The organism is Devosia sp. (assembly GCF_024707125.1).
Taxonomy (GTDB): Bacteria; Pseudomonadota; Alphaproteobacteria; order Rhizobiales; family Devosiaceae; genus Devosia.
This window is the reverse complement of record NZ_JANQAH010000013.1, coordinates 21,408-36,660: the sequence shown is the minus strand read 5'-3', so window position 1 is coordinate 36,660 and position 15,253 is coordinate 21,408. Positions and strand designations below refer to the sequence as shown.

General features: G+C 62.8%; 12 protein-coding genes. 7 read left to right on the top strand and 5 right to left on the bottom strand.

Translation table 11 applies throughout. The features are described from left to right. Positions 1-10 precede the first annotated feature (10 nt). On the top strand, positions 11-1,087 hold the full coding sequence (locus NVV77_RS21010) for an ABC transporter ATP-binding protein (protein ID WP_295416538.1): 1,077 nt from the start codon (positions 11-13) through the stop codon (positions 1,085-1,087). A gap of 134 nt (positions 1,088-1,221) precedes the next feature. Continuing rightward, the gene (locus NVV77_RS21005; protein WP_295416535.1) at positions 1,222-1,815 is read left to right on the top strand and encodes a GNAT family N-acetyltransferase; all 594 of its coding nucleotides are present in this window, start codon (positions 1,222-1,224) and stop codon (positions 1,813-1,815) included. A gap of 3 nt (positions 1,816-1,818) precedes the next feature. On the opposite strand, the gene gcvA is transcribed toward NVV77_RS21005, so the two are convergent. Then, positions 1,819-2,832 (bottom strand): transcriptional regulator GcvA, encoded by a 1,014-nt coding sequence (gene gcvA, locus NVV77_RS21000; protein WP_295416532.1) that lies wholly within the window; start codon positions 2,830-2,832, stop codon positions 1,819-1,821. 329 nt (positions 2,833-3,161) lie between these two features. Between gcvA and NVV77_RS20995 the strand changes: the two genes are divergently transcribed. Genes NVV77_RS20995 through NVV77_RS20980 form a run of 4 tightly spaced genes read left to right on the top strand, consistent with a single transcriptional unit; the run spans position 3,162 to position 8,323 of the window. Further along, positions 3,162-4,253, top strand: coding sequence for a rhodanese-like domain-containing protein (locus tag NVV77_RS20995; RefSeq protein WP_295416529.1), 1,092 nt, complete (start codon positions 3,162-3,164; stop codon positions 4,251-4,253). A 59-nt stretch (positions 4,254-4,312) separates the two neighbouring features. Further along, positions 4,313-5,920, top strand: coding sequence for an ABC transporter substrate-binding protein (locus NVV77_RS20990; RefSeq protein WP_295416527.1), 1,608 nt, complete (start codon positions 4,313-4,315; stop codon positions 5,918-5,920). A gap of 22 nt (positions 5,921-5,942) precedes the next feature. Further along, complete coding sequence (locus tag NVV77_RS20985) at positions 5,943-7,208, top strand: acyl-CoA dehydrogenase family protein (protein ID WP_295416524.1); 1,266 nt, start codon at positions 5,943-5,945, stop codon at positions 7,206-7,208. Further along, positions 7,205-8,323: an LLM class flavin-dependent oxidoreductase gene (locus NVV77_RS20980; RefSeq protein WP_295416521.1), complete on the top strand. Its 1,119-nt coding sequence runs from the start codon at positions 7,205-7,207 to the stop codon at positions 8,321-8,323. Before NVV77_RS20985 ends, NVV77_RS20980 begins: the two co-directional genes overlap by 4 nt. Before the next feature lie 100 nt (positions 8,324-8,423). Here the strand turns inward: NVV77_RS20980 and NVV77_RS20975 are convergent, their stop codons facing one another. The 4 genes from NVV77_RS20975 to NVV77_RS20960 all read right to left on the bottom strand — a co-directional run bounded on the left by NVV77_RS20975 (position 8,424) and on the right by NVV77_RS20960 (position 12,517). After that, on the bottom strand, positions 8,424-9,662 hold the full coding sequence (locus NVV77_RS20975; protein WP_295416518.1) for an acyl-CoA dehydrogenase family protein: 1,239 nt from the start codon (positions 9,660-9,662) through the stop codon (positions 8,424-8,426). A 137-nt stretch (positions 9,663-9,799) separates the two neighbouring features. Then, positions 9,800-11,041: a bifunctional phosphopantothenoylcysteine decarboxylase/phosphopantothenate--cysteine ligase CoaBC gene (coaBC, locus tag NVV77_RS20970; RefSeq protein ID WP_295416515.1), complete on the bottom strand. Its 1,242-nt coding sequence runs from the start codon at positions 11,039-11,041 to the stop codon at positions 9,800-9,802. Further along, positions 11,034-11,816, bottom strand: coding sequence for a type III pantothenate kinase (locus tag NVV77_RS20965; protein ID WP_295416513.1), 783 nt, complete (start codon positions 11,814-11,816; stop codon positions 11,034-11,036). The genes coaBC and NVV77_RS20965 overlap by 8 nt, the downstream gene beginning before the upstream one ends. A gap of 26 nt (positions 11,817-11,842) precedes the next feature. Further along, a complete protein-coding gene (locus NVV77_RS20960; protein WP_295416510.1) occupies positions 11,843-12,517 on the bottom strand; it encodes a glutathione S-transferase family protein in 675 nt (224 codons plus the stop codon). 396 nt (positions 12,518-12,913) lie between these two features. On the opposite strand from NVV77_RS20960, the gene NVV77_RS20955 reads away from it, so the two are divergent. Then, the gene (locus tag NVV77_RS20955) at positions 12,914-15,220 is read left to right on the top strand and encodes a methyl-accepting chemotaxis protein (protein WP_295416507.1); all 2,307 of its coding nucleotides are present in this window, start codon (positions 12,914-12,916) and stop codon (positions 15,218-15,220) included. Positions 15,221-15,253: the final 33 nt, after the last annotated feature.

Genomic DNA, 15,253 nt, shown 5'->3' with positions numbered 1-15,253 from the left:
AGGAGCGATCATGGCAAATGCAACTGGCATGGCTCTGAGGCAGGTCCGCAAGAGCTTTGGCTCGACCGACGTGATCCATGGCATCGACCTCGATGTGCAGGCCGGAGAGTTCGTTGTCTTTGTCGGCCCATCGGGCTGCGGCAAGTCTACACTCCTGCGCATGATTGCCGGGCTCGAAGAGGTGACAGACGGGGAGATCAGCATTGGCGGCCGCGATGTGACGGATCTTGATCCCTCGCAGCGCGGCATTGCCATGGTGTTTCAGTCCTACGCGCTCTATCCGCATATGAGCGTGCGGGACAATCTCGGCTTTGGCCTCAAGATGGCCAATACGCCCAAGGCGGAAGTCGAGACGCGGGTCGCCGCTGCGGCGAAAATCCTCAAGATCGAGCCGCTACTAGAGAGGCGTCCGGGCCAATTGTCGGGTGGTCAGCGCCAGCGCGTCGCCATCGGCCGCGCCATCGTGCGCAAGCCCGATGTGTTCCTGTTCGACGAGCCCCTCAGCAACCTCGATGCCGAGCTGCGCGTGTCGATGCGCATCGAGATCGCGCGGCTCCACAAGGAGCTGGGCAATACCATGATCTACGTGACCCACGACCAGACAGAGGCCATGACGCTCGCGGACAGAATCGTGGTGCTGCGCGATGGCAAAATCGAGCAGGTCGGTACGCCGCGCGAAGTCTACGAAAACCCGAACAATATCTTCGTTGCCGGCTTTATCGGCTCGCCCAAGATGAACTTCATCGAAGGCGTCGTGGTGGACGGCGGCGTGGCGTTTTCCGGGCGGACCATCGGGCTGGGATACACACCGGCCGAGCCCGGAACTGCGGTGACCATCGGCATTCGGCCCGAGCATATCGAGGTGGGCGATGGCGGCGAAGCGACATTCTCGGTCGGCGTCGACTTCAGCGAGTATCTGGGGGGAACGCAATATCTCTATGCCACCCTGCCCGATGGACAGAGCCTGATCATTGAGCATCGTGAGAATAGCGACATTGGCAGGGACACGTCTCTGACGGTCTCCTGCGATCCCGGGCGGATCGAGGTGTTTTCGGCTACGGGATCACGGATCGGGCGGCAGCGCTGACGAGGCGCTCCAAAACCCGCCAAACAATCGCAAATAGGACTAGCCAAAGCAGTGGCGGAAAGGTGTGATGCCGCACCTCGTGCAGCGCTCCTTGCGGCGACCGCACGCTCCAAAGGTGGAACGAAGGACTTTTGATGTCGCCACAGATACGCCAGGCACGCCCGGAAGACAGGTCTGCCCTCTTTTCGATCTGTCTCCTGACTGCCGATGCGGGCGCCGATGCTTCGGCGCTTTATTCGGACCCGGACTATCCGGGACTGGTCTGGTCTGTGCCCTATCTCGAATTCGCCCCCGAGCACGCTTTCGTGCTGGAGGATGACGGCGCCATCATTGGCTATGTCGTTGGAACAACCGACTCGCAGGCTTTCGAACGCCGACTTGATGCCGATTGGTGGCCCATGCTGGCCGAAAAATATGCCGGGCGCGAAGCTGTCGGCAAACTGGACAAGAATGTGCTCGATCGCATTCGCCAGCCCAAGCACGGCAATGCGTCGCTATCCGATCGCTATCCGGCGCATCTGCACATCAATCTCCTGCCGCCGGCCCAATCGGGCGGTTGGGGCCGCAGGATGATCGAGGCCGAACTCGACTCGCTGCGAAAGGCCGGTGCCAAGGCGATGCATCTTGGGCTGAGCCTGACCAATGATCGGGCCTATGGCTTTTACAAGCATATCGGCCTTAGCGAGATCGGGCGCGACGAGGCCATCTGGATGGGTATTGAACTCTAGGCGCTATTCGGCGGCGATGGTGGATATTGACGACAGGGCTGCCGGCTGACCTAGAGCCGTGACCGGGGCGCGAGACGCGGCGGCCTCGGCGGTAAGCCATTGGCGGAAGCGGGCGATGCGCGGCAGGTTGGCCTTGTGCGGCGTGGCCGCGAAGAAATAGGAAAATTCCACCGACCGGGGCTCGCCGAAGGGCACGACGAGGCGGCCAGCCTCGATGTCGGCGGCGGCGAGGCGGAGTTTTGCGAGGCCGACCCCCTGCCCTTCTATTGCCGCGTCGATGATGAGCGAGGACTGGTTGAAGCGGAAACCGGGCGCGGCATTGGCGAGAGGCTTGCCGGTGCCGCGAAGCCAGGCTGACCAATCAGGGCAGGATGGGTCACGCTCCGGGCCGTCTTCGTGGAGGAGCGGCGCATCGGCCAGTGCTGCGGGACCGGCGCGCAGGCCGTGCTGGACGGCGAAAGCCGGGCTGCAGACGGGCACGACGGCTTCGCCAAACAGCCGATCGACGGCGAGGCCCGGATAGGAGCCGAGGCCGTAGCGGATGACGCAGTCGGAGTCGTCACTGGCCAAGTCGACGAGACGGGCCGAGGCGTCGACGAGCACTTCGAGCTCGGGCAGGGTTTTGCGCAGGGCGGCAAGTCGAGGCACCAGCCATTTGCTGGCAAAGGATGGGGCGACTGAAATGCGGATCGGCGCTGTCTCGGTGTCCTCGGAAAGTCTTGCGACAGCATCGAGGACGCGGTCGAAGGCATCGGTCAGGCCCGGCATCAGCGCTTGACCGGCCTCGGTCAAGACGAGTTGGCCCCGATGGCGCAGGAATAGCGGCTGGCCGAGATGATCTTCCAGCTGGCGCACCTGCTGGCCGATGGCGGCGGAGGTGACATGCAGCTCCTCGGCAGCCCTCACGAAACTCAACTGCCGCGCCGCGGCAACGAAGGCGCGCAGCGATGTCAGTGGCGGCAGGCGCGCCAGCGTCGTGGGGGCAGATCTGCTGCGATGGCGTCCATTGTTCTGCATGGCCAATAGCATGCACGCGGCTGGTGCAATGACGAGGCCGGGCTTTGCGAATGGGGCAGTGCGGAGACAAATTGCTTCGCCGGAAGCGCTTGGTGGTTGGAATAGCAATCTAAAAATTCTTAATGTCTATAATTCCAGTAGATTAATGACCGCTGAAACGACGCCGTGCCGAGTGAAGGTGCGCTGCCGGTCCGTGGCTAAGGTCTAGACAATTCTGGAACAAACATATCGTCGAAAGGCATTCTTCTCGCAGCAGACAGAAAATCATTCTTCAACTTTGGAGAAAGCGGGGCGATGCTTGGTGCAGCACATTCCCGAGAGAGGCACATATGAGCACCCAAGCCATCAGCAAAGCGACATTGATCGACTGGCTCGGTGACAAGGCCGAACTGGCAGTTCTCGATATCAGGACGGCGGAGGAAGTGGGCTACGCCTCACCGCTTTTTGCCACCAACCTGCCCGCTGCGCGGCTCGATGCTGAAATCGACCGGTTCATTCCGCGCCGGGTGGTGCGGACTGTGCTGGTCGATGACGGCAAGGGCGCGGCCAAGGTTGCCGCGGAGCGGCTGGCCGGCAAGGGGTGGCAGAAACTCTTCTATCTCGAAGGGGGTATTCCGGCCTGGATCGAGAGTGGCGTCGAAAGTCTGCCGACCTTTGATATTCCCGGTGTGCCCTTTGTCACCAAGGTGCGCGACGAAAAGGGGACGCCCGTGGTGACCGCCAGCGAACTCAAGGCGCTGCGGGACAAGGGCGAAGACGTCATCGTGCTCGATAGCCGCACGGTGCCTGAGTATTCCAGGGAGCATGTGCCTGACGCGGTTAGCGTGCCGGGGGCGGAACTGCTGCTGCGCTTCAAGGATCTGGTGCCATCGGCCGATACCAAGGTGCTGGTCTCCTGCGCCGGCCTGCCGCGCGCCATTCTAGGGGCGCAGACGCTAATCGACGCGGGCGTGCCCAATTTCGTTGCCTATCTCGATGATGGTACCAAGGGCTGGACCAATGCCGGGCTGACGCTCGAAACCGGCAAGACCCGCGCCTATGGCGACGCCAGCGAGGCGGCCAAGGCGTTTGCGGCCGAGCGTGTCGAGGCGCTGTCCAGGGATGACAGCCTGCTGTTCATCGACCGCGCGACGGCGGAAACCTGGGCCAAGGACGAGAGCCGCACGACCTATTATCTCGATGTTCGCACGCCCGAGGAATTTGCCGAGAGCCACTTGCCGGGCACGATTTCCTCGGAAGGCGGGCAATTGCTGGGTGTCGCCTATCGCACTATTGCCGTCCGCGGATCGCGCGTCATTCTCGTCGATGACCTGCTTGGTGTGCGGGCGCGCACCGTGGCGCACTGGTTGCGTCGACGCGGCTATGAAATCGGCATCCTGCTCCACGATTTTACTGCGGCCGAGCTTGGCGCCGTAGCCTGACCTCCGGGCCGGCCGTGGACGCGGCCGGCCGTTCTCACCCCAATCCCGGACACATCATCATGCCTAAACTCTGGACGCCTTCGCGGCGCCATTTCCTCGGCTATTCCGCAGCTGCGCTCGGCATTGGCATTGTCACGCGCCCCAGCTTTGCCCAGTCCACGCCGCAGCATGGCGGCACGCTGGTGGTCTCGCAGAGCAATGACCCGGTAGCACTCTCGGGCATTGCTCATACCGGTGTGAGCGGCGAGGCGAGCAAAGCGCTCGAAGGGCTGCTCTCCTATGACTTCGATCTCAATCCGGTGCCGCAACTGGCGACGGACTGGTCGGTGTCCGCGGATGGGCTGACCTATACGTTCAAGTTGCGGCCCGGCGTAAAGTGGCATGACGGACAGCCCTTCACCTCGGCTGACGTCACTTTCTCGCTCAATGCCATCAAGGAAGTGCATCCGCGCGGCCGCGTGACCTTTGCGCCGCTGACCGAAGTGCAGACGCCGGACGAGCATACGGCGGTGCTAAAACTTTCGCGCGTGGCGCCCTATCTGCTGACGGCCTTTGCGGCTGTCGAGACGCCCATCGTGCCCAAGCATCTTTATGAGGGCACCAATGTCGCGGAAAACCCGCACAACAATGCGCCGGTCGGAACCGGGCCCTGGGTGTTCAAGGAATGGGTACGCGGCAGCCATGTGCGCTACGAGCGCAATCCCGACTATTGGGACGCGCCAAAACCCTATTTCGATGCGCTGATCTATCAGGTCATCCCCGACGCGGCGGCCCGGTCCATCGCCTTTGAAACCGGTGAAGTGCATATCGGCGGGGGCGCCAATGTGCCGATCCCGGTGAGCGATCTCGCGCGCTTCGAGGCGCTCGAGCATATTGGCTTCGATCGCCGCGGACAGGGCTATATCAATGGTGTGCAGCGCATCGAATTCAATCTCGAGGTGCCGTTCTTCCAGGACCAGCGCGTGCGCCAGGCCTTTGCCCATACGATCGACAAATCGGTGATCCACCAGACCGTCAACTTTGGCTATGGCTCGGTGATCCCCGGCCCGATCGCCGATACGCTGACGAAATTCTATGAGCCGGGCCTCAAAACCTATGCGATCGACACGGGCAAGGCGGAATCCCTGCTCGATGCAGCTGGTTTTCCGCGGGGTGCCGATGGCATTCGCCATAGGTTGACGCTCGACCCGCTCGGTGGGTCGGATCACCACAAGCGCGGCTCGGAATATATCAAGCAGGCGCTGGCCGGGATCGGGGTCGAGGTGAGCCTGCGGACCCAGGATTTCCCGACCTATATCAAGCGCGTCTATACCGACCGCGACTTTGAATTCTCCTATCACGGCATGAGCAACCTGTTCGATCCGACAGTGGGCGTGCAGCGGCTCTATTGGAGCAAGAACTTCAAGCCCGGCATCCCCTTCACCAATGGTTCCAAATACGAAAGCGCGGCAGCTGACGGGTATCTCGAAGCGGCGGCAATCGAGCAGGACCCGGCAAAGCGGCGGCAGTTCTTCACCGATTTCCAGAACCAGGTGATCGAGGACCTGCCTGACATCAACACCGTCAGCACGGTGGCCGCCACGGTCTACAACAAGCGCGTCGTCGACCACACGACGGGCGCGCTCGGGCTCGCCGGCAATTTCGCCGACGCGTATTTCGTTTCCTAAGAGATCGAGAGGCCGACGCCCCATGACCAATATTGCTCAAGCCTGGGGCGCCGGTCCCTCGGAACGCTACGAAGCTCTTGCCACCCCGTTCCGGCCGATTTTTGCTGCTATTCGCGAGCGCGCCGTGGAGCGCGATCTCAAGCATGATCTGCCCTATGCCGAGATAAGCTGGCTGCGCGATGCCGGATTTTCGACGCTGCGGGTGCCGGAGGCGCAGGGAGGGTTGGGTTTCACCCTGCCCGAGCTTTTTGCGCTGCTGATCGAGCTTTCCGAGGCCGATGCCAATATCACCAATGCCTATCGCAGCCATCTCGGCTTTACCGAGGATGTGCTCAATTCCCCGCCGAGTGCCTGGCGGGCAACCTGGCTCGAAAAGCTCGGGAAGCGCGAGCTGATCGGCAGCGGGTTTTCGGAAACCGGTGAGGGCAAGATCGGCACCTATTCGACGCGGCTTTCGTTGAAGGACGGCCGATACATTCTCAATGGCGAGAAGTTTTACACGACGGGCTCGCTCTATGCCGACTGGATCAATCTCGGGGCTGGGGACGACAATGGCGATCCAGTCGGGGCGCTGGTGCCGACCAAAGCCAAGGGAGTGGAAATTCTCGACGACTGGGACGGGTTCGGGCAGGCGCTGAGCGCCAGCGGAACGGCGCGCTTCACCGATGTCGAACTCACGCCGGACCTGATCAAGCCGACGGCGGCGCGCTTTCCCTATGGGGGCGGGTTCTTCCAGCTCGTGCATCTGGCGACGCTGGCCGGCATCGGCCGGGCGGCGACGGGCGATGTGTCGCGGCTGGTTTTTGAGCGCAAGCGCGTTTATGGGCGGGGCAATGCGACGCGGACGGCGCTCGATCCGCAGGTGTTGCAGGTGGTGGGTCGGGTCCGTAGCGCCGCCTATTCGGCCGGCGCCATTGCGCTGAAAGCCGCTGAGGCGCTGCAGCGGTCTTATCTCGCCAATCTCGGCGAGGACGAGACGGCAAAGGCCAGCGCCAATCTCCACGCGGAGTTGGAGATCAGCCAGTCAGTGACCGTTGTCACCGACCTCATTCTGAATGCGACGACGGTGCTTTTCGATGCGCTGGGCGCCTCGGCGGCGAAGAAGAGCGCAGGGCTTGATCGGCATTGGCGCAATGCGCGGACGATTTCTTCGCACAATCCGCGCATCTACCATGACCGCGTCGTCGGCGATTATTCGGTCAATGGGACGATCCCGACGGCGTTTGGCGGCATCGGGGTTGCAGCGGATCTCTCGCCCAATCTGAAGATCGGGGTGAATTCACAGTGACGGATGCCGGCGCTTCCGAGTTCCTCTGGTACATTCCCAATGAAGTGCGGCCCGGCCATCGCGGCGATGCGCCGGCTGTTGACCACAATAGCCTTGATACGCTGACGAGCCACGCGCAGGCGCTCGAGGACAATGGCTGGAAGGGTGCACTGCTTGGCACCGGCTGGGGACGGCCGGATACATTTACTGTCGCGACGGCGCTGGCGGCGCGAACGACGAGGTTCGAGCCGCTGATCGCCATTCGGCCGGGCTATTGGCGGCCGGCCAATTTTGCTTCGGCTGCGGCGACACTCGATCATCTTTCTGGCGGTCGCGTGCGCATCAATGTTGTCTCGGGCGCCGATAATCTTGCGGCCTATGGCGACAGCGAGGGCGATCAGGCGCATCGCTATGGCCGCACCAGGGAGTTCATGCGGCTGGTGCGTCGGCTTTGGACCGGGGAGGATGTTACTTTCGCGGGCGAGCATTTTGGCGTTGCCAAGTCGACTGTGGTGCCGCGGCCCGTGACAAGGGGCGAGCGCAGGCATCCGCGGCTTTATTTCGGTGGCGCCTCGGACGCCGCGGAGCGCGTGGCGGCGACGGAGGCCGATGTGCAGCTCTTCTGGGGCGAGCCGCTCGATGGGATTGCGGAGCGTATCGATCGGCTCAGGCATTTGAGCCGGGCGCTTGATCGCGACCTGCCGCCGCTGCAATTCGGGCTGAGGATCACGACGCTGGTGCGCGACACCAGCGCGGAGGCCTGGCGCGATGCCGAAGCGCGGGTGGAAGAGATGGCCAAGGCGCAGGGCCAGTGGCATGACAATGCCCGCAAATTGGCCGTCGGTCAGCAAAGGCTCTTTGCGCTGCAGGAGCGCGGCGAGGTGCTGGACGAGAACCTCTATACCGCGCCGGGAAAATTCGGGGGTGGCGGTGCGGGGACTACATGGTTGGTGGGCTCCGCCGAGGATGTGGCCCGCAGCCTGCAAAAATATCGCGAGCTTGGGGTGACGCAGTTTGTGCTCTCGGATACGCCCTATCTCGCTGAAATCCGGCGACAGGGGACGCAGCTGCTGCCGCTGCTCAGAGGCGAGGGTTTGGGCGGGCCAATCTTGATCCCGGAGCAGTCGGAGGTATGACGGCGACCACGCTAGTGGTCGAGCCGATCGCCAATGTCATGCCATGGTCGAGAGCTGCCAGCGTCAGTGAAACAATCTGGGCAGCGTTGGACCGACGCGCCTAGAAGACGCGGCCTTCGTCGAAATCGGCGCGGGTGCCGTTGAGGTAGAAATCGCCCAGCACGCGCCCGCGCAGGGCAGCGGGGTTGTGATTGCACAGGGTTCGAATATTGCGCCAGTGCCGGTCGAAATTGCGCTTTCGCGAGGTGGCGGAGCCGCCGCCGGTATCGAACAGCTGCTGGGCGGCTTCAAGGGCCAGCTTGCCAGTAAGAACCTGGCCTTTTGAATTGGCGAGCTGGGCGGCAAGGACGACGTCGTCGACATCGGGTGCGCCGGCAAGAATGGCGACAGCTGAAGCATCGAGCTTCCGGGCGGTTTCAGCAATGAGGGTATCGATGGTGTGCGAGGTGGCGGCGATTTCGCCGACGGCCAGTTGCACGAAATGATCGCCGCGTGCGGTTTCGGAGGCCGAATGCTTGGCCGAGCGGGCTTGATCCTGAACGTAGTGGACGGCATCGGAAAGGACATTGCGGACGATGCCCGCGACCACCGCCATGAGGTGCAACTGCGCCCTTGCCGCATTGTGGCGGCGGGCATAGGGGCTGCCGCCGGTGCGGAGGAGATTGAGCTCGTGCGGCTCGATGCGCACGTTTTCGAGGTGGACGCTACCGCTGGCGCTGAGGCGCTGGCCCATGCCGTCCCAATCATCGAGAATACTGACGCCATCGCGGTTGGCGGGCACCATGACACCGGTCGGGTTGCCGTCTTCATCCACCGCGCTGAAGCTGGTGTAGTCGGCATAGATGGCGCCGGTGGCGTAATATTTCTGGCCCGTGAGGCGATAGTGGTCCGCATCCTTGCGCAGGGTGGTGCGGATCATGTTGGGCCGCGGCGTGCCCACTTCCATATGGGCGCCGCCGAAGAGTTTTCCGGCCAGAACCTCCGGGGCGAAACGGCGGCTGGTTTCGCCTTCGGGCTCAAGCGCTATGGCTTCGAGAAAACCGAAATGACCGCGCAGGGCATGGGCAATGCCGGAATCCGCGGCGGCCAGAGCGCAGGTGACTTCCACCTGATCGGACAGGCTGCCGCCCGGACCACCGAGATTTTGCGGAATGCGCAGGGCGGTGAGGCCGCTGGCGCGAAGGAAATCGAAGAGTTCGTGGGGCAAGCGGCCGGCAAGTTCGCGCTCGGCGGCGCCTTCGGCGATTTTTGCTGAGATGGCGGGGAGACCTGCAAGAATCTCATCGCGCGAGCGAGGCTGGGAAACCGCTGGGCGCGGCGCGAAGTCGGATACGGTCATTGCTGGTCCTTGGCTGCTGCCGGTGCCCGGCAGAAACGTCAGGGCACGATACGCCGGGCCGCAAACAGATCAATAATGTACATGGAAATTGTAGACTATAAGCATTTGGGCAGACGGTTGAATTTTCCGCGGGAGGCCTAGTTTGGTGCGTGCACGAGCTTGGTTTCGGCGACCACGTTCCAGATGGCGTCGGCCAGCGCGGCCTTGCTCGTCACGGCAAAATCGCGCGGAGCATGATCGCGCGCGAGGAGCGTGCCACCATTGGTGCCGACCTGGAAGCCGGTTGCACTGGTCTCGCCGATGCGGGCCACCGGGTTGGCGAAGAGGAAGTCCAGTCCCTTGCGCTCGAGCTTGAGCTGGCCGTTTTCAACGACGTCGTCGGTTTCGGCGGCAAAGCCTAGGAACCACTGGCCACTGGCAGCGTCGCGGAGCGAGCCGAGCACGTCCACCGACGGCACGAGATCGAGCGTCGTGGCTTCGTTAGCGCGCTTGAGCTTTTTGGCGGAGGGCGTCGCTACGCGATAATCCATGACGGCGGCCGTGGCGATAACGCCACTGGTTTCGGGCAGGATTTTGAGGGCGGCGGCGGCCATTTCCTCCGCCGTGCGGACTTCGACGACGGAGAGACGTGAACTGGCGCCGGTCGGTGCCACGGGACGGATGACGCCCTTGTCGACACCAAGCACCATGCTGACGCGCGCGCCACGGCGGAGCGCTGCCTCGGCCATGGCGGCGCCCATGCGGCCGGTCGAATGATTGGTGATGTAGCGCACCGCATCGATCGGCGTGGTCGTCGGGCCGGAGGTGATGAGGACATGAACGCCGGCCAGATCCTGGCTGGTGGTCTCGTCGAGTTGAGAGTTGATCGCCTGGACGATGCTGTCGACGCTGGCCAATTTGCCGACGCCCACTTCGCCACAGGCCAAAATACCGGAGGCGGGATCGACGAAGCGTGCGCCGGTATCGGCAAGGCTGCGCAGGTGCGTCTGGGTGATCGGCTTGTTCCACATTACCGTGTTCATGGCCGGGGCGATGAGCAGCGGGGCTTCGGTGGCGAGGGCCACGGTGGTGAGGAGATCGTCGGCAAGGCCCAGGGCAAGCCTGGCGAGCGTGTTGGCGCTGGCCGGGGCAATGACGAACAGATCGGCCCAGCGTGCGAGATCGATATGCTCGGTGCCAGAAATGTCGGCGCCGAAAATGGCGGAACGCACAGGATTGCCGCTGAGGGTTTCGAGCACCAGCGGGGTGACGAACTGGGTGGCGCTTTCCGTGAGGATGCAGCGCACCTTATGGCCCTGCTTGGTCAATTGCGAGACGACATCGGCCATCTTGTAGGCGGCGATGCTGCCGGTGATGCCGATCAGGATATTGCTAGCCATTGAGCTGCCCATAGCGGAAGAGCCCCAGCAGCGTCAGGTCTGGCTGGATATCGAAGCGGGGCGAAAGGGTGATGAGCCGCGTGCAGCCGCCAGTGGCAATGAGCTTGGCGCCTTCGAGGTTGGCATCGCGCAGGAGGCGGTCGGCCAGGCCTTCGATCAAGGCTTCATAGCCCTGCAGAACGCCGCTCTGGATCTGCGTTTCGGTGGTGTTGCCGACGGCGCTTTGCGGCCGGACCAGCTCCACCGAGAAGAGCTTTGCCGCCCGGCTTTGCAGCGCCCGCCAGCTGGTATCGAGGCCCGGCACGATGGCACCGCCGACATAGGCCGGACGCGCGTCGATAAGGCAGAAGGTGGTAGCCGTGCCCGCATCGACCAAGAGGAAGGGCGGCTCGGCGATGGTCAGGGCGCCGGCGACATTGGCGAGACGGTCGGCGCCGAGCTGATCTGGAAAGGGCAGATCGAGCTCAAAGTCGCGCTTGAGTTTTGAGGAGACTGAAATCACCTCAATGGAGCGCTTGCCGCTCTGGCAGGCGCCCCGCACGGTCTTTTCGAGGACCGGAACGACCGTCGACAGGATCGCGCGGTCGGCAACTTCCCAGATGCTGGCCTGAAGGTGCTCAGCAAAAAGCTGGTGCAGATGCACCCGGTATTCATCGGCTGTTGCCAGCGGGTCGGTGCGAAAGCGCAATTCGCCCACGACCTTGCCGGCTTCGCTGAACAGGCCCGCTACTGTGTGGGTATTGCCGATATCGAGCAGCAGCCAGTGTTTCGTCATGTAGTAACCAGTCTTTCAGCCGTGCCTTATGCAGCGGCTTTCAAAACATGGGCGTCGTTGTTTCGCAAGCGGCGCAGATAGAGATCGACGAAATCTGCGGGGGCCGCCTCCTTGACACTGGGACGGGCGGCAAGGTTTTTCCGCCAGGCGGCGACCTTGGGCAGGTCTGCGGTCAGGCCCGTCACCGCCACCGTTTCAAGCGCATCGAGCTGGCGGAAAGCCGGAGCGAAAACGGCATCCACGAGGCTGAACTGGGTGCCGGCAAAGAACGGTCCGGCGATTGTGTCTTCGAGCCGGCGGAGCTTTGCCGCTAGCGCCTGGCTGGCACCATCGAGCTCGCTTTGGTCCTTGGCCGCGCTCAACCGCCAGAGATCGCCCAAGACCTGCGAACCAAACTCAATCCAGGAGCGGTGCTGTGCGCGTTCGAGCGCATCGCTCGGGTGGAGCCGCGTCTCGGTGATGGTATCTTCGAGATATTCAAGAATAACAGCGCTTTCGAAGACGATGGCAGGCTCGTGGCCATCGCGCTCGACCTTGAGCACCGGAACCTTGCCGAGGGGCGAGAGGGCCAGGAACCAATCGGGCTTATTGGCGAGGTCGATATAGACGACGTCGAAGGGCACGCCCTTTTCCTTCAGCGCAATGACGGCGCGCTGCACATAGGGACAGGTGGGGAAGCTGATCAGGGTGAGCTTGGACATGGAATTCTTCTATGACGGGCGACCAAGATTGGTCGGGCAAAGGCATGATGGGCCAGCATAACCGGTCGAGGTGCTTCAGGCGAGAAAGCCAGTGCCCCGCGAACCACGTGCCGGACAATGAAAGAGCGCATTACGGCCGCTCTCGGCAAAACCGTGTCGTGCTCCTGGGCGCGACTGGTCGGGCTGTCCCGTGATCGGACTCTTTTTTGCAGCTTGTTAAAGTTAACCAGAAATAGACCGACATGCTCAAATATTGGGCAGTGAATGCCAGCGCCCTTCAGGGCTGCTTTCGGCGTCTGGGAGGAAGAAGTGCGTCTTAATTCTCTACCCGTCAGGGTTTCCCTGTTCGCGGGACTTGTCATTGCATTGGTATTTTGTCTCGGAATGACCTTCCTGGTGCAGCGCATCGGGAGCTCGGTCGAGCAGCAGACGACGGAATTGCAGGCCGAAACGACGCGGTCGCTTTCCGAAAAGGTCTCGCGCGATCTGGTCCTCGCCAAACAGGCAGCAGCCGATATCGGCAGCGCCACGGCGGCGATGCGGAGCGCTGGTGTGCTTGACCGGGCCAGCTATGACAGCGTGCTTCAGAATGTGCTCGCCGAAAATCCGGAACTATTGGCAACCTGGGCAGCCTGGGAGCCGAACGCGCTCGATGGCAAGGATGCCGAATTTGCCGGCGTGGCGCCCTGGGACGCCACCGGACGTTTCGTGCCCTACTGGCAGCGCGGCGGCGGGCCGATCGTGCAGGAAATGCTGATCGACTATGACAAGCCCGGCGTCGGCGACTATGCGCTCTTGCCGAAAAACCTCGACCGGGCCGTGGCCATCGAGCCCTACCCTTACGTGGTCAGCGGCCAGGAAGTGCTGATTACCTCGTTCGGCGTGCCGATCAAGGTCAATGGCACCTATGCCGGCACGGCGGGCATCGACCTGTCGCTTGGCGCCATCAATGAAGAACTAGCGGCGATGCGTCCTTTCGAAACCGGCAATGTGGCGCTGGTTTCGGCAACAGGCATTGTCATCGCCCATCCTGATGCGAGCCTTGTCGGCACGACGCTGGCAGCTGATTCAGAACTGGCGCAAGTCGCCACGGCAGCGAGCGAGAGCGACAACTATGTCGAGGCAGAAGCAGCCGGCCCGGACGGCGCGCCTTGGCGCTATATGGCGGTGAGTTTTGACGCTGGCGGCACGCAGGATCGCTGGAACGTTGTTTCCATGGTGCCGCAGGCGACGCTTGGCGCTGCAGTTGCGGAAGCGCGCTGGACCATTATCGGGCTTTCGGCGATCTGCGTTATCGCCGCTGTCGGCATCGTCTTCGGGCTGATGCTGTGGCTGGTGGGTCGGCCGCTGAACCAGTTGGGTGCCACGGTCGAAACCATGGCTGATGGCAATTACGACCTGACCGTGCCCTTCATGACGCGGCAGGACGAAATCGGCACGCTGTCGCGCTCGGTAGAAGTGTTCCGCGACAATGGCATCAAAGTGGCGCAGATGACCGAGGCGGAAGCAGCCCGGATCATTCGGGATCGCGATGCGCGGGCGCAGATGATGACCGAGCTGCAATCGGCCTTCGGCAATGTGGTGGATGCCGCCATCGACGGCGATTTCTCGCGCCGGGTGGAGACGGAGTTTCCCGATGCTGAGCTCAATTCGCTGGCGGCGGGGATCAACAAGCTGGTCGGTACGGTGGAAGGCGGGCTCGATGAAACCGGTCAGGTTCTGTCAGCCCTTGCCGATACCGACCTGACGCAGCGTATTCGCGGCGACTATCGCGGCGCCTTTGCCAAGCTCAAGTCGGACACCAACGCGGTGGCCGATCGCCTGGCGGATGTCGTCGGGCAGTTGCGCGGCACTTCAAGGGCGCTGCGGACGGCTACGGCGGAAATTCTCTCCGGCGCAAATGATCTCAGTGATCGCACGACCAAGCAGGCGGCGACGATCGAAGAGACTTCGGCAGCGATGGAGCAATTGGCGCGGACCGTGATCGACAATGCCAGCCAGGCAGAAGTGGCTTCCAGCAAAGCGGGCGAGGTTTCCCGCTCGGCCGAAGAAGGCGGGAGCCTGATGGAAGAGGCCAATGGGGCGATGGACCGGATCACCCAGTCTTCGGCCAAAATCTCCAACATTATCGGCATGATCGACGACATTGCCTTCCAGACCAACCTGCTGGCTCTCAATGCTTCCGTAGAAGCAGCGCGGGCCGGTGAGGCGGGCAAGGGGTTTGCCGTGGTCGCCGTGGAAGTGCGGCGGCTGGCGCAATCGGCGGCCCAGGCATCTTCTGACGTGAAGCAGTTGATCGAGCAGAGCAGCGGTGAGGTTTCGGCAGGGTCGCGGCTAGTGGCCAACGCGGCCAATCGGCTGCTCACCATGCTGGAGGCGGTGCGCGAGAACAACGAACTGCTCGGAAGCATCGCCCGCGGCAGCCGCGAGCAGGCTTCGGCCATCGAGGAAGTGACCACCGCCGTGCGGCAGATGGACGAGATGACCCAGCACAATGCGGCGCTGGTCGAGGAGATCAACGCTTCCATTGAACAGACGGAGGCGCAGGCGACCGAGCTTGATCGTGTGGTCGATGTGTTCAGGCTGGCTGACAGCGGCTCACGCAGTGCTACGCCGGATCGCCGGACTGCACCGCGGAAGCCTGCGCCTGTCTATCGGAGCCAGGGCAGTGCGGCCATCGCGCAGGATTGGTCGGAGTTTTAGTGCCACCCCAAAATGCAGTCATTGCCCGGCGCG

What these genes read in the sequence shown, in the direction of transcription:
- NVV77_RS21010 (WP_295416538.1), top strand. Translation starts at nt 11, where the DNA reads ATGGCAAATGCAACTGGCATGGCTCTGAGGCAGGTCCGCAAGAGCTTT.
- NVV77_RS21005 (WP_295416535.1), top strand. Translation starts at nt 1,222, where the DNA reads ATGTCGCCACAGATACGCCAGGCACGCCCGGAAGACAGGTCTGCCCTC.
- gcvA (WP_295416532.1), bottom strand. Translation starts at nt 2,832, where the DNA reads ATGCAGAACAATGGACGCCATCGCAGCAGATCTGCCCCCACGACGCTG.
- NVV77_RS20995 (WP_295416529.1), top strand. Translation starts at nt 3,162, where the DNA reads ATGAGCACCCAAGCCATCAGCAAAGCGACATTGATCGACTGGCTCGGT.
- NVV77_RS20990 (WP_295416527.1), top strand. Translation starts at nt 4,313, where the DNA reads ATGCCTAAACTCTGGACGCCTTCGCGGCGCCATTTCCTCGGCTATTCC.
- NVV77_RS20985 (WP_295416524.1), top strand. Translation starts at nt 5,943, where the DNA reads ATGACCAATATTGCTCAAGCCTGGGGCGCCGGTCCCTCGGAACGCTAC.
- NVV77_RS20975 (WP_295416518.1), bottom strand. Translation starts at nt 9,662, where the DNA reads ATGACCGTATCCGACTTCGCGCCGCGCCCAGCGGTTTCCCAGCCTCGC.
- coaBC (WP_295416515.1), bottom strand. Translation starts at nt 11,041, where the DNA reads ATGGCTAGCAATATCCTGATCGGCATCACCGGCAGCATCGCCGCCTAC.
- NVV77_RS20965 (WP_295416513.1), bottom strand. Translation starts at nt 11,816, where the DNA reads ATGACGAAACACTGGCTGCTGCTCGATATCGGCAATACCCACACAGTA.
- NVV77_RS20960 (WP_295416510.1), bottom strand. Translation starts at nt 12,517, where the DNA reads ATGTCCAAGCTCACCCTGATCAGCTTCCCCACCTGTCCCTATGTGCAG.